This is a genomic window from Rodentibacter sp., from assembly GCF_057314195.1.
The window spans coordinates 656-14,579 of the sequence record NZ_DBHLAM010000035.1 but is presented as its reverse complement, the minus strand read 5'-3'; the positions used below and the strand labels follow the sequence as shown (position 1 = coordinate 14,579).

Genomic DNA, 13,924 nt, shown 5'->3' with positions numbered 1-13,924 from the left:
TTCCATTCTTAGATAAAAAAGTGCGGTCGAAAATGATCGCACCTTTTGATAGAATCCTCCGCAATTTTGCCAAATAAACTATTCAAAACCAATGACATCCAATTATTCTGCTCAAGAAATTACTGTTCTTAAAGATCTCGAACCGGTGCAAATTCGCCCCGGTATGTACACCGATACCACCCGTCCGAATCACCTCGCACAAGAAGTGATCGATAATAGTGTGGACGAAGCACTTGCCGGCTTCGCAAGCAAAATTGAAGTGATTTTGCACACCGACCAATCTATTGAAGTAACCGATAACGGCCGCGGTATGCCGGTAGATATTCACCCGACAGAAGGCGTATCCGGCGTGGAGGTGATTCTCACCAAACTGCACGCGGGCGGAAAATTCTCCAATAAAAACTATGAATTTGCCGGCGGTTTACACGGCGTCGGAATTTCTGTGGTGAACGCACTTTCCGAACGCGTGGATATTCAAGTAAAACGCAACGGCGAAGTGTACCAAATTGCCTTTGAAAACGGCGTTAAAGTGAAAGAATTGGAAGTGGTCGGCACTTGTGGCAGACGCACCACGGGTACAACAGTTCACTTTAAACCGAATCCGAAATATTTCGATAGTGCCAAATTTTCCGTCAGCCGCTTGCGCCATTTATTGCGTGCCAAAGCGGTGCTCTGTTCGGGTCTCGAAATCAAATTCATTGATAAAGTGAATGGCACGCAAGATATCTGGCTATATCAAGACGGTCTTTCCGATTATCTTATCGAAGCAGTAAACGGTTACGAAACATTACCGGCAAAACCATTCGTGGGTGAATTTAAAGGCTCAAATGAAGCGGTTAGTTGGGCGTTATTATGGTTACCGGAAGGTGGCGAATTAATTGGCGAAAGCTATGTGAATTTAATCCCGACTATTCAAGGCGGGACGCACGTTAACGGCTTACGCCAAGGCCTGTTGGACGCCATTCGCGAATTTTGCGAATTTCGAAATCTATTACCGCGCGGCGTCAAGCTAACCGCAGACGATATTTGGGAGCGCTGTGGTTACATTCTTTCCTTAAAAATGCAAGATGCACAATTCGCCGGCCAAACCAAAGAACGCCTATCTTCGCGTCAAAGTGCGGTGTTTGTCGGCGGCGTGTTAAAAGATGCCTTCAGTTTATGGCTGAATCAAAACGTGCAAGACGCCGAAAAACTCGCCGAAATGGCAATTAGTTCGGCACAACGTCGCTTACGCGCGGCAAAAAAAGTGGTACGTAAAAAATTGGTTAGCGGCCCGGCACTTCCGGGCAAACTTGCCGATTGTGGCTCGCAAGATTTAGAAAAAACCGAATTGTTCTTAGTGGAAGGTGATTCCGCCGGTGGTTCGGCGAAACAAGCCCGCGACCGCGAATATCAGGCTATTTTGCCGTTACGCGGAAAAATTTTAAACACTTGGGAAGTGTCGCCCGAACAAGTTTTAGGCTCGAGCGAAATTCATGATATCGCAGTAGCGCTGGGCATTGATCCCGACAGTGACGATTTATCCCAACTGCGCTATGGCAAAGTTTGCATTCTCGCCGATGCAGACTCGGATGGTTTACACATCGCCACCCTACTCTGCGCACTATTCTTACGCCATTTTCCAAAATTGGTGCAAGACGGCCATGTTTATGTGGCGATGCCGCCGCTGTACCGCATCGACTTAAATAAAGAAGTATTTTACGCATTAGACGAAAGCGAAAAAGAGGCGATTTTAGATCGCTTACAAAACAAAAAAGGTAAACCAAACGTGCAGCGCTTTAAAGGATTGGGCGAAATGAATCCGTCTCAATTACGCGAAACTACGATGGATCCCAATACCCGCCGTTTGGTGCAATTGACTTATCAAGCAAACGATGAAGAAGGCACGGAAACCTTGGAAATAATGGATATGCTGCTGGCTAAAAAACGCTCGGAAGATCGGAAAAGTTGGCTGCAAGCCAAAGGAGATCAAGTGGATTTGGAGGTATAGCATGAACGAACAACGACGTGATTTTTTTAAAAACAGCGCATTAAGTCTGGTTTCCATTACTTTGGGCGCCGGATTAGCGATGATCCCTAACGCACAAGCACAAAATCATGGAAGCCCCAACAATGGCAAAAGTGCGGGGAATCTTTCAAACGTTTTACCGGAAATTGAAGCGGAACTCACTTCCGCCCCCAATGTACCAAAGCCCATCGAACGCAATTATCCGGCCAAAGTAATCGTAAAATTGACCGCATCGGAGCAAATCGCTGAGTTAATGGACGGCGTACAATTTAAATTCTGGACGCTTAACGGCGGCGTGCCTGCTCCCTTTATTCGCGTGCGTGAAGGCGATATTGTGGAAGTGCAACTTTCTAATTCTGCCGCTTCCATGATGGAACACAGCCTGGATTTTCACGCGGCCTCTGCGCCCATGGGCGGTGCCGAAGCCAGCGCCACAGCGCCAACGCGCACTTCCACATTTCAATTTAAAGCGATACATGCGGGACTTTATTTATACCATTGCGGCAGTCAACCGGTCGCCGTGCATTTAGCCAAAGGCATGTACGGCTTAATTTTGGTAGAACCAAAAGAAGGCTTGCCAAAAGCGGATCGCGAATATTACATCATGCAAAGCGAATTCTATACTCGCGGGGATTTCGGTGCCCCCGGATTACAACCTTTCAGCATGCAAAAAGCACTCGCTGAACGTCCTGACTACGTGTTATTTAACGGCAAGGTCGGCGCGTTAATGGATAAAAACGCACTACGCGCCAAAACCGGTGAAAAATTACGTTTCTTCGTTGGCAACGCCGGCCCGAATTTAGCCTCATCATTCCATATTATTGGCTCGATCTTCCACAATTTATATGTTGAAGGCGGCACGCTGATTAATCACAACGTACAAACCACGTTGATCCCGTCCGGCGGCGTATTTATCGGCGAAACCCAAATCAACGTCCCCGGCACTTATGTATTGATGGATCATTCTATCTTTCGTGCAGCCAGCAAAGGCACTATGGGACAACTTATCGTCAGCGGCGAAGCCGATCCGGAAATTTACTCAGGTAAATTAAGCGATACGCCGTTCAAAGAAGCCAATCCCCAAAAACCGCAACCCGTTCCGTATGAAATTGAAGGCCATGGCAGCATGATGATGGGCGGCGGTGAGCATAGTATGGATGGCGCTTCCGGAGCGACAAATAAAAAGTAACGTTTAATTTAACATCGTATTTCACCAACGACGGGTTATTTTCTTTTACGCGTATAAAAGTGCCACAAGTAACTTGTCGTTATTTGAAATCTCAATTCAGCACCGCATTGAAGCCGCGCCAAATAAGGCTCCAATGCGGTGCTAAATAATGCGTTCACTTCGTCAAAATTTTCGAAGAAAAAAATTTCAATCAAATTAAGAAAATAAAAATGACTAATATCAACTACGAAGGCATCGAACAAATGCCCCTGCGCACGTTCACCGAAAGCGCCTACCTTAACTACTCCATGTACGTCATTATGGATCGCGCGCTGCCTTTTATCGGCGACGGATTAAAACCGGTGCAGCGCCGCATTATTTACGCTATGTCGGAACTGGGTTTAAACGCCACCGCGAAATATAAAAAATCCGCTCGCACCGTCGGTGATGTGCTCGGTAAATTTCACCCGCATGGTGACAGTGCTTGTTACGAAGCCATGGTGTTAATGGCGCAACCATTTTCTTATCGTTATCCGCTCGTGGACGGACAAGGCAACTGGGGAGCGCCGGACGATCCAAAATCTTTCGCAGCAATGCGTTATACGGAATCGCGCCTATCCAAATTTTCTGAAATCTTACTTAACGAACTTGACCAAGGCACGGTAGATTATCAGCCTAACTTCGACGGCACACTAGTAGAACCGCAATCTTTACCGGCGCGTTTACCGCATATTTTGCTTAACGGCACCACTGGCATTGCGGTGGGAATGGCGACGGATATTCCACCACACAATATTAATGAAATCGCCGCTGCGGCGGTGATGCTATTGGATAAGCCCAATGCGGTGCTAGATGAGATACTCGAGGTGGTACAAGGCCCTGATTTCCCGACAGAAGCGGAAATTATTTCGCCGAAAGCGGAAATTCGTAAAATTTACGAGCAAGGCCGTGGCTCAATTAAAATGCGTGCAACGTGGAAAAAAGAAGACGGCGAAATCATCATTTCCGCGCTGCCGCATCAATCTTCACCGTCCAAAATCATCGCACAAATCGCCGAACAAATGACGGCAAAAAAATTGCCGATGGTGGAAGATATTCGCGACGAGGCAGATCACGAGAATCCGATTCGGATCGTGATCGTACCGCGTTCTAACCGAGTGGATTGCGATGCATTAATGGCGCATCTATTCGCCACCACGGATTTGGAAAAAAGTTATCGCGTGAATATGAATATGATTGGACTTGATCATAAACCGGCGGTAAAAGGTTTGTTGCAAATTCTCACTGAATGGCTGGTTTTTCGTCGTGCCACGGTCACTCGTCGTTTGCAGTATCGCTTGGATAAAGTATTGTCGCGTTTGCATATTTTAGAAGGCTTAATGATTGCCTTTTTAAATATCGATGAAGTGATTGAAATTATTCGCAACAATGATAACCCGAAAACGGAATTAATGACGCGTTTTAATTTAAGCGACGAACAAGCCGATGCGATTTTAAATTTACGCCTGCGTCATTTAGCAAAATTGGAAGAACACCAACTGCGCGCGGAACGCGATGAATTGGAAAAAGAGCGGGCGAATTTAGAAACAACTTTAGGCTCCGAGCGTCGCTTAAACACGCTGATTAAAAAGGAAATTCAAGAAGATGCGAAAAAATATGCCAGTCCGCGTATGTCGCAACTGGTCGAACGAGAAGAAGCCAAAGCTATTTCCGAAAGCGAAATGACGCCTACGGAACCGGTCACCGTGATTTTATCGCAAATGGGTTGGGTGCGTTGCGCGAAAGGCCACGATATTGATCCGACAGCATTAAGCTACAAAGCAGGCGATAATTACCGCGCGCACGCTTGCGGCAAGAGTAATCAAGCCGCCGTGTTTATCGACAGTACGGGGCGCAGCTACGCGCTGGATCCGCTTTCCTTGCCATCCGCCAGATCGCAAGGAGAACCGCTCACCGGTAAACTTACTTTGCCGGCCGGCGCGACCATTGAACATGTAATTATGGAAGGCGAACAACAAGCTTTGTTGATGGCATCGGACGCCGGTTACGGCTTTATTTGTAAATTTGACGATTTAATTGCGCGTAACAAAGCAGGAAAAGCCTTGATTTCTTTACCGGAAAATGCCAAAGTGTTGGCACCTCTCATTCTGTTGAAGCCAAGTGCACTTCTTGTTGCCTTGACATCCGTAGGCAGAATGTTGATTTTCCCGGTGCAGGATTTACCGGTATTATCAAAAGGTAAAGGCAATAAAATCGTTAACATTTCCGCCGCGAATGCGAAAGATCGCAGCGAATTATTAGTGAAGTTATTGCTGATTTCAGAACAAGCCAGTCTTGAGTTTCATTCCGGTAAACGAAAAATCACATTAAAACCGGAAGACCTGCACAAATTCCGTGCGGAACGCGGCAGAAAAGGCTCGCAACTGCCACGCGGCTTACACAGTAATGTGGAAATTGTGGTAGTTGAACCGGAACACAACACATAACATTTTCGAAACCCAATATAGGAGGATATTTCGTGAATATTGTATTTGATACCTACCAAACTCTTGCGCTTGCAAGCCTTGTTTTGCTATTAGGTTACTTTTTGGTCAAACGCATTAATGTACTAAAAAGTTTTAACATTCCTGAACCGGTGGTTGGCGGCTTTATCGTCGCTATTGGGCTTTTCGTCTGGCATCAAATAGACGGCACCTCGTTTACCTTCGAGAAAAGCTTACAAACGACTATGATGTTGGTTTTCTTCTCCTCCATCGGTTTAAGCGCAAATTTCGCTCGCTTAATTAAGGGTGGTAAACCGTTAATCATTTTCCTCTTTGTGGCGGCGGGTTTGATTATCTGTCAAAACGTTATCGGTATTGCCGGTTCGGAACTCTTAGGAATTGATCCGGCATATGGCTTATTGGCCGGTTCCGTCACATTAACCGGCGGCCATGGTACTGGTGCGGCTTGGGCAGAAACGTTCATCAAAGAGTTCAATCTCCCAGCGGCAACCGAAATTGCTATGGCATGTGCGACCTTCGGTTTGGTATTCGGCGGAATCATCGGTGGTCCAGTTGCACGTTTCTTGTTAAATCGTCAAAAACAAGGTGAAAATCCGGAAAATGACGAAATAGACGACGTACAAGAAGCCTTTGAACACCCGACTTATCAGCGTAAAGTAAATGCTCGTTCCATTATTGAAACTATTACCATGATGTCTTTCTGTTTGTTAATTGGTCAATATCTGGACAGCATCACTAAGGGCACCGCATTGCAACTGCCGACTTTCGTATGGTGTTTGTTCACCGGCGTAGTTATTCGTAATACACTGACTCACTTATTCAAATTCCGCGTCGCCGATTCCGCTATCGACGTATTGGGTAGCGTAGGTTTATCCATCTTTTTAGCGATTGCGTTAATGTCCTTAAAACTTTGGGAATTAGCGGGCCTAGCCGGTGACGTATTAGTGATTCTGGCCGTTCAAGTGGCATTTATGGCATTCTATGCAGTCTATGTCACTTACCATTTTATGGGCAAAGATTATGACGCCGTCGTACTGAGCGCGGGTCACTGCGGTTTCGGTTTAGGTGCAACGCCTACTGCCGTTGCAAATATGCAAGCCATTACCAGTCGTTTTGGACCGTCTCACAAAGCCTTCTTAATCGTGCCGATGGTCGGTGCATTCTTTATCGACTTAATTAACGCCTCATTATTAAAAGTGTTCTTGGCGTTCGTAGCCTACTTACACTAAACAATTAGAGCAAAAAAGAGCGGTCAATTTTCAAAAGGTTTTAAAACTTACGAAAATTGACCGCTCTTTCAACTTAAAATTCTAAACGCTGCGTTAAACCTTCTTCCGGTTCTTAGCTTTCCACCCGACACCGCATTGGAGACTGGATTTGGTGCCGCTAATGCGCTCTCAGACAAACTCATCCAACCCAAAACCAACATTAGCCCGATACAAAGCGTCTCTAAAGACAGCGTCAATGCGGTGCTGTTTTGGGAGTTCAATGCGGTGCTATTTTGACCTTCCACCACCGGTTGATTTAACACGCGGCTGAAAATGACTTTGTAATGATGTTTGTTCATAAAATTTTCTTCAAACTAAATCGTTAAAATTTTCTAGCTTGTTGAAACGATACGTTTATGGTTTTTCAAAAAAATGATCATTCAAAATGAATCTGCTCGCCAATCAGCACCGCATTACGCTACCGAGCCTGATTTTATTAATCCGTGCCACCAACGGTAATTTCATCGATTTTTAAGGCAGGTTGGCCGACGCCGACCGGTACACTTTGGCCGTCTTTGCCGCACACGCCGATGCCGAGATCAAGCTCACTTTCATCCGCTACCATGGAAATTTTTTGCATTACTTCGATGCCACTGCCAATTAATGTAGCGCCTTTTACCGGTTTGGTAATTTTGCCATTTTCAATCAGGTACGCTTCGGAAGTGGAGAATACGAATTTGCCGGAAGTGATGTCCACTTGGCCACCGCCGAAATGCGGCGCGTAAATACCGCGTTCGACGGAAGCGGTAAGATCGTCAAATTTACTTTGCCCGGCTAGCATATAAGTGTTGGTCATGCGTGGCATCGGCAAATGCGCGTAGGATTCGCGGCGGCCGTTGCCGGTCGGCGCAACGCCCATTAGGCGCGCGTTCATTTTATCTTGCATATAGCCTTGCAAAACGCCGTCTTTGATTAGCACATTGCATTGGCTCGGTACGCCCTCGTCATCCACGCTAAGTGAACCACGGCGATTTTGCAAAGTACCGTCGTCCACGATCGTGCACAACGGCGAAGTAACAAGTTCGCCGATTTTACCGCTAAACAACGAGCTTTCTTTGCGGTTGAAATCACCTTCCAAGCCGTGCCCAACGGCTTCATGCAGCAACACACCGGGCCAACCGGCACCGAGCACCACCGGCATCGCACCGGCCGGTGCGGCGATCGCGCTTAAATTCACTAAAGCTTGACGCACCGCTTCTTTGGCGAAGTTCACCGCGCGAATATCGCCGTCCACCGTTTCAAAGAACCAATCCAAGCCGAAGCGCCCGCCGGAACCACAACTGCCACGCTCACGCTTGCCGTCTTGTTCCACCAACACAGAAATCGACAAACGCACCAGCGGGCGAATATCCGCCGCTAAAGTACCGTCCGTCGCCATAATCAAGACTTCTTCATAAACCGAGCTAAGGCTCGCCGAAACACGCATAACGCGGCGATCTTGCGCGCGTGCGGTACGATCGACCAAATGCAACAAGGCGATTTTTTTCTCTTTGCTTAAACTTTCCAGCGGATTAATCGGCGCATAACGAGCAACCGCGTGCACCGCATTGAAGGCACTTGGCATGATAAGGTTGCCCTGTTTAACCTGTGCGATGCCTTTTACCGCAGCGGCGCATTGTTGCAGCGAGGCAAGATCAATTTGATCGGAATAAGCAAAGCCGGTTTTTTCACCCGCCACGGCGCGCACGCCCACACCGCGATCGATATGAAATCCGCCTTCTTTGATAATGCTGTCTTCCAGCACCCAACTTTCGTCTTGACTAAGTTGGAAATACAAATCCGCGTAATCAATATTGCGATGCGACATAATGTCAAAAACATTGCGCAATTCTGCAGTAGAAAGATGGCTCGGGGCAAGCAAGGTGGTTGTGACTTGGTTTAACATTTGTTCTCCGATATTAATAAAATTTTGCCGCTAATGTAGCTTTCAATGCGGTGCTGATTCGCGAGTTCGTTGCGGCTCATTCAAACCAAGCTATCGCCGCATTTTCCTGTTTCAATGCGGTGCTGATTTGAGCATTCGAGACGAGGTGAGAAAGCCGTAAGGAAACATTAATCCGACTGCGCCAAACCGAATTGATACAGTGCATTCTTTTTGTAACCGTAAAGTTCGGCCACGATGGCGGCGGCTTTTTTGAGTGGGAGTTCTTTAGCGATTAATTTAAGGGCTTTCACCGCTTGCGGAGAAATATCGTCATTGCCCTCGGATTTTGCTTTGCCTTCCACAATCAGCACCATTTCACCTTTGGTGCGGTTCGGATCTTCGGCAAGCCATTGACGTAAATTTTTGAGCGTATCGCCCACGATAGTTTCCCAAGTTTTGCTGAGTTCGCGTGCCAGTACTACATAGCGATCGTCGCCCAACACGGCTTGCATATCCGCCAACGCGTCCGAAATGCGGTGGGTGGATTCGTAGAAAATTAAGGTGCGCGCTTCTTCCGCTAAATCTTCTAATTTATCTTTACGGGCCTTGCTTTTGGCCGGTAAAAAACCTTCAAAACAGAAACGATCCGACGCAATGCCCGAAGCGCAAAGGGCGCTAATCGCCGCGCAGGCGCCCGGTAAGGGCACCACGCGAATTCCCGCTTCGCGGCAACGACGCACCAAATGAAATCCGGGATCGCTGATTAACGGAGTGCCGGCATCGGAAATTAAAGCGATATTACTGCCTTGTTTGAGTTTTTCCACTAAAACATGGGCTTTTTCTTGTTCATTGTGATCATGCAAAGCAAAAAACGGTTTTTTAATGCCGTAATGACTAAGCAATAAACCGCTATGGCGAGTATCTTCGGCGGCGATAAGATCCACTTGTGAAAAGATGTTAAGGGCACGTTGGGTAATGTCCTGCAAATTGCCGATGGGCGTTGCTACGATATATAAAATTCCGCTTAAATCATTCATTTTTGTTTGCTTTTGAAAGTCGAGATAAGTAAGATCGGTCGCACTATTCTCTTTTTAATCATGGAGTGAAGAATGTCTATTTTATTACAAGGCGGGCGTTTTAAAAAACGTTTAATGCCGATTTTGTTATCCCTGGCATTAGCCGGCTGTTCAAATTTATTCAACAGTAGTTTCACCGAAACACTTCAACGCGATGCTAATGCGAGTTCAGAATTTTATATGGATAAACTGAATCAAGCACAAAACGCGGAAGATAAAGAAACTTATAAATTATTAGCGGCGCGTGTATTGATTGCCGAAAACAAGGTGGCGCAATCAGAAGCGCTGTTATCGGAGCTTGGTGCGCTAAATAATGCGCAAAAACTTGATCGCACATTAATCGAAGCCCGTATCGCGGCCGCAAAAGGGGCCAATGAAGAAGCGGAAAGTCGCCTTCGCACTATCGATCTAAGCAAACTCAGTCCGTCACAAAAAGCGCGTTTCTATGAAACTCAGGCCGTTGTGGCGGAAAATCGCAAAGACGTCATTGAAGCGATAAAAGCACGCATCAAAATGGATGAAAACTTGACTGACGTTCAACGCCGTCAAGATAATGTGGATAAAAGTTGGGCCTTATTACGCAGTGCCAACACAGGCGTAATTAACAATGCCGCAGACGAAGGAAATCCGGCGTTAGGTGGTTGGCTAACCTTGATTAAAGCTTACAACGATAATATTCGTCAGCCCGTTCAATTAAGTCAGGCGTTACAAAACTGGAAAGCAGCATATCCAAACCATGCGGCGGCGACATTATTCCCGAAAGAATTGCAAAGTCTATTGAATTTTCAGCAAACCAATCTTTCCCAAGTCGGTTTGATTTTACCGATGAGTGGCGAAGGGCAAATTCTGGGTAAAACCATTCTTTCCGGCTTTAATGATGCAAAAGGTAATTCTTCTATTCCGGTGAAAATTTTTGATTCTTCCACGACACCGATTAACGAGATTATCGCGCAAGCTAAACAAGCGGGCATTAACGCGTTGGTCGGTCCGTTATTGAAACAAAATGTCGATGCGATTGTAGCGAATCCGGCCGTTGTGCAAGGCATGGACGTTTTGACGCTAAATACAACGCCGAACGCGCAAGCGATTAATCAGCTTTGTTACTACGGTTTGTCGCCGGAAGACGAAGCGGAATCCGCCGCCACTAAAATGTGGAATGACGGCGTACGCAATCCGGTAGTCGCCATGCCGCAAAATGAATTAGGTCAGCGGGTAGGCAACGCCTTTAATGTGCGTTGGCAAAAATTGACTTCAATGGATGCCAACATCCGTTATTACAATTTAGCAGCAGACGTGCCTTATTTCTTCCAAGAAAATGGTGCCGACGCAAATGCGCTTTATGTAGTGGCTAATCCTGATGAACTAGCGGAAATTAAAGGCTATCTCACTAATAATAATGCAGCGAACGTAAAAATTTACGCCAGCTCGCGTTCTAACGCAGCGACCAATTCCGCTGACTACGCGGCGCAAATGAACGGCGTACAATTTAGCGATATTCCGTTCTTCAAAGAATCCTCCGGTACACAATATAAAAAAGTAGCGGGTTCTACCGGCGGCGAATATCAATTAATGCGTTTATATGCGATGGGTTCCGACGCATGGTTATTAATTAACCACTTCAACGAATTACGCCAAGTGCCGGGCTATCGTTTAAACGGTTTAACCGGCATATTGAGCGCGGGGCCGAACTGTAACGTTGAGCGCGATATGACTTGGTTCCAATACCAAAACGCCAATGCGGTGCCAATTTCAAACTAGAATGTTTTCCTTAAAACGTCGACAAGGGGCGAGCTTTGAGCAACAAGCTCGCCTTTTTTTAGAATCGAAAGGCTTGCGTTTTATCGCCGCCAATAAAAATTTCAAATGCGGTGAACTTGATTTGATTATGCAAGACGGAGAAACCATTGTGTTCGTGGAAGTGCGTCAACGCTCCGACACACGTTTCGGTTCTGCCATAGACAGCGTGGACTGGCGCAAGCAACAAAAATGGCTAGATGCTGCGAATCTTTGGCTTGCCGAACGTAACTTAAGTTTGGAAGATGCGAATTGCCGTTTCGATCTCGTCGCTTTTGGCCAAAATACGCAAGATATTCAATGGATTGCTAATTTTCTCGATTAATTTCAAACATAACTTACTATGTTACAAAACATTAAAGACATTTACAGCGAAAGCATTCAAATTCAAATTTCCGCCTCCAGCTTACTCACCGAAAATATCGCGAACGCCAGCCAAAAAGTGATTCAATGCTTGCTCGGTGGTAATAAAGTGATTGCTTGTGGCATTTCACGTTCTTATGCCAACGCGCAATTTTTGGTCTCTAATCTGCTCAATCGTTATGATATTGAGCGCCCAAGTTTTCCTTCCGTGTTATTAAGCTTAGAAAGTGCAGTGGGTTCTTCGTTAGTTTTTGATCAAAGAGCGGAGCTGCTCTATCAACATCAATTTAACGCCGTCGCCCAAACGGGCGACTTACTGCTTGCCTTTGCTCCCCTCGGCTCGGAAAAAGTCGTGTTAAACACTATCGCCAATGCGGTTGGCAAAGAAATCGGCGTGATTGCGTTAACTGGTTCGAATAATGATGCGATTCAAGGTTTACTGGCGGAAGAAGATCTTGAAATTTCTATTCCGACCAATAAAGAAACTCGGATTTTGGAAAATCATTTATTCGTAATCAATGCGATTTGCGAATTGATAGATCAGACCTTGTTTCCACGCGCTTGACAGGATAATGATTGCCCGCCAAACTATTCTCCGATTTATTTGACTAACTCGTTGATTCATTAACATAAAAGGAGAAAACAATGACCTTCACTCCATTTAAAAAATTTGCCTTTATTTTGGGCGCATCGGTTATGTTACAAGGCTGTGTGGCGGCAGTGCTCGGCGGTGCCGCGGCCGGTGCAAAAGTGGCAACGGATCCCCGCACTGTCGGCACGCAAGTAGATGATGAAACCTTAGAGCTAAAAGTCGAAAACGCCTTGGATAAAGACGCGCAAATCAGATCAGAAGCGCGCATCAATGCGGTGTCCTACAGCGGGCGCGTATTATTGATTGGCCAGGTACCAACCGCAAGCACAAAAGAGACGGCAACCAGTTTAACCCAAGGCGTGCTTGGTGTAACTGAAGTTTATAACGAATTACAGATCGGTCCGAAAGTGGACTTAGCGCAAATCAGTCAAGACGGTTGGATTACCACACAAGTAAAATCCAAAATGTTGGTTGACGATCGCGTTAAAACCACCGACGTAAAAGTCATCACTGAGAAAGGGGAAGTCTTCCTACTCGGTAATGTAACCCAAGCTCAAGGCAATGCGGCAGCGGAAATTGCCAGTAAAATCAGCGGTGTTAAGCGCGTGGTGAAAGTTTTTAAATTATTAAATTAATCACGAACTTTTCTATTATCCATTTCTCAATGCGGTCATAAAAACAACATTTTTTGACCGCATTTTTTGTCCTTTTTCAAGTAAAAAATTCACAAACTGATAATTTTTCAAAAACTGTTTGTTTTTAAATAAGTTATCTCTTGTCAATCATTTCAAGAAAAAATTTATCGCTTGATCCGCCTCAAAAAACACATTATCTTGTGCGCTATTCTTTTCCGAACACAATATCTTGTGTTTAAAAATTATTATAACAAGGCTCATACTCATGAATAAAAGCTTAATGGTCACCAAACGTGACGGCACACTGGAACCAATTAACCTCGATAAAATCCACCGTGTGATTACCTGGGCGGCAGAAGGTCTGGACAATGTGTCCGTGTCGCAAGTGGAATTGCGTTCTCACATTCAGTTTTATGAAGGTATTCGGACTTCCGACATTCACGAAACCATTATCAAAGCAGCTGCGGACTTAATCAGCAAAGATACGCCGGATTATCAATATCTTGCCGCACGCCTTGCGGTGTTCCATTTGCGCAAAAAGGCTTACGGTCATTTCGATCCGCCGCGTTTATACGATCATGTGAAAAAACTCGTGCGCATGGGCAAATACGATCACGCCTTATTAGATGATTACACCCGTGAAGAATGGGAC

General features: G+C 45.9%; 12 protein-coding genes. 9 read left to right on the top strand and 3 right to left on the bottom strand.

Annotated features, from left to right (window positions below; genetic code table 11):
* The first annotated feature begins 91 nt into the window (after positions 1-91).
* The 4 genes from parE (at position 92) to gltS (ending at position 6,909) form a co-directional block, all read left to right on the top strand.
* Positions 92-1,990, top strand: coding sequence for a DNA topoisomerase IV subunit B (gene parE, locus ACO59Y_RS05310; protein ID WP_486131293.1), 1,899 nt, complete (start codon positions 92-94; stop codon positions 1,988-1,990).
* Position 1,991: 1 nt separating this feature from the next.
* Positions 1,992-3,197 carry a copper-containing nitrite reductase gene (gene nirK, locus ACO59Y_RS05305; protein ID WP_486131292.1) on the top strand — a complete coding sequence of 402 codons (1,206 nt, stop codon included), beginning with the start codon at positions 1,992-1,994 and terminating at the stop codon, positions 3,195-3,197.
* Between the two features lie 209 nt (positions 3,198-3,406).
* Positions 3,407-5,662: a DNA topoisomerase IV subunit A gene (parC, locus tag ACO59Y_RS05300; protein WP_486131290.1), complete on the top strand. Its 2,256-nt coding sequence runs from the start codon at positions 3,407-3,409 to the stop codon at positions 5,660-5,662.
* Between the two features lie 32 nt (positions 5,663-5,694).
* Positions 5,695-6,909 (top strand): sodium/glutamate symporter, encoded by a 1,215-nt coding sequence (gene gltS, locus ACO59Y_RS05295; protein WP_486131288.1) that lies wholly within the window; start codon positions 5,695-5,697, stop codon positions 6,907-6,909.
* A 68-nt stretch (positions 6,910-6,977) separates the two neighbouring features.
* On the opposite strand, the gene ACO59Y_RS05290 is transcribed toward gltS, so the two are convergent.
* The 3 genes from ACO59Y_RS05290 to rsmI form a co-directional block, all read right to left on the bottom strand.
* Complete coding sequence (locus ACO59Y_RS05290) at positions 6,978-7,247, bottom strand: hypothetical protein (protein ID WP_486131286.1); 270 nt, start codon at positions 7,245-7,247, stop codon at positions 6,978-6,980.
* A 137-nt stretch (positions 7,248-7,384) separates the two neighbouring features.
* Positions 7,385-8,833 (bottom strand): metalloprotease TldD, encoded by a 1,449-nt coding sequence (gene tldD / locus ACO59Y_RS05285; protein ID WP_486131284.1) that lies wholly within the window; start codon positions 8,831-8,833, stop codon positions 7,385-7,387.
* Positions 8,834-9,000: 167 nt separating this feature from the next.
* Positions 9,001-9,849, bottom strand: a complete 849-nt coding sequence (rsmI, locus tag ACO59Y_RS05280; RefSeq protein WP_486131282.1) for a 16S rRNA (cytidine(1402)-2'-O)-methyltransferase — start codon at positions 9,847-9,849, stop codon at positions 9,001-9,003.
* Positions 9,850-9,921: 72 nt separating this feature from the next.
* Between rsmI and ACO59Y_RS05275 the strand changes: the two genes are divergently transcribed.
* The 5 genes from ACO59Y_RS05275 to ACO59Y_RS05255 all read left to right on the top strand — a co-directional run.
* Positions 9,922-11,646 (top strand): penicillin-binding protein activator, encoded by a 1,725-nt coding sequence (locus ACO59Y_RS05275; protein WP_486131280.1) that lies wholly within the window; start codon positions 9,922-9,924, stop codon positions 11,644-11,646.
* 1 nt (position 11,647) lies between these two features.
* The gene (locus ACO59Y_RS05270; RefSeq protein WP_486131278.1) at positions 11,648-12,007 is read left to right on the top strand and encodes a YraN family protein; all 360 of its coding nucleotides are present in this window, start codon (positions 11,648-11,650) and stop codon (positions 12,005-12,007) included.
* 18 nt (positions 12,008-12,025) lie between these two features.
* Positions 12,026-12,610, top strand: coding sequence for a D-sedoheptulose-7-phosphate isomerase (locus tag ACO59Y_RS05265; protein WP_373604108.1), 585 nt, complete (start codon positions 12,026-12,028; stop codon positions 12,608-12,610).
* A gap of 80 nt (positions 12,611-12,690) precedes the next feature.
* Complete coding sequence (gene dolP / locus ACO59Y_RS05260) at positions 12,691-13,272, top strand: division/outer membrane stress-associated lipid-binding lipoprotein (protein ID WP_373604107.1); 582 nt, start codon at positions 12,691-12,693, stop codon at positions 13,270-13,272.
* A gap of 265 nt (positions 13,273-13,537) precedes the next feature.
* A partial coding sequence (locus ACO59Y_RS05255; protein WP_486131275.1) for an ATP cone domain-containing protein occupies positions 13,538-13,924 on the top strand: 387 nt, incomplete at its 3' end.

Excerpts from the sequence above, each read along its gene's own strand:
- parE (WP_486131293.1), top strand. The coding sequence starts at position 92 with ATGACATCCAATTATTCTGCTCAAGAAATTACTGTTCTTAAAGATCTC.
- nirK (WP_486131292.1), top strand. The coding sequence starts at position 1,992 with ATGAACGAACAACGACGTGATTTTTTTAAAAACAGCGCATTAAGTCTG.
- ACO59Y_RS05270 (WP_486131278.1), top strand. The coding sequence starts at position 11,648 with ATGTTTTCCTTAAAACGTCGACAAGGGGCGAGCTTTGAGCAACAAGCT.
- rsmI (WP_486131282.1), bottom strand. The coding sequence starts at position 9,849 with ATGAATGATTTAAGCGGAATTTTATATATCGTAGCAACGCCCATCGGC.
- parC (WP_486131290.1), top strand. The coding sequence starts at position 3,407 with ATGACTAATATCAACTACGAAGGCATCGAACAAATGCCCCTGCGCACG.
- ACO59Y_RS05265 (WP_373604108.1), top strand. The coding sequence starts at position 12,026 with ATGTTACAAAACATTAAAGACATTTACAGCGAAAGCATTCAAATTCAA.
- dolP (WP_373604107.1), top strand. The coding sequence starts at position 12,691 with ATGACCTTCACTCCATTTAAAAAATTTGCCTTTATTTTGGGCGCATCG.
- tldD (WP_486131284.1), bottom strand. The coding sequence starts at position 8,833 with ATGTTAAACCAAGTCACAACCACCTTGCTTGCCCCGAGCCATCTTTCT.
- ACO59Y_RS05290 (WP_486131286.1), bottom strand. The coding sequence starts at position 7,247 with ATGAACAAACATCATTACAAAGTCATTTTCAGCCGCGTGTTAAATCAA.
- ACO59Y_RS05275 (WP_486131280.1), top strand. The coding sequence starts at position 9,922 with ATGTCTATTTTATTACAAGGCGGGCGTTTTAAAAAACGTTTAATGCCG.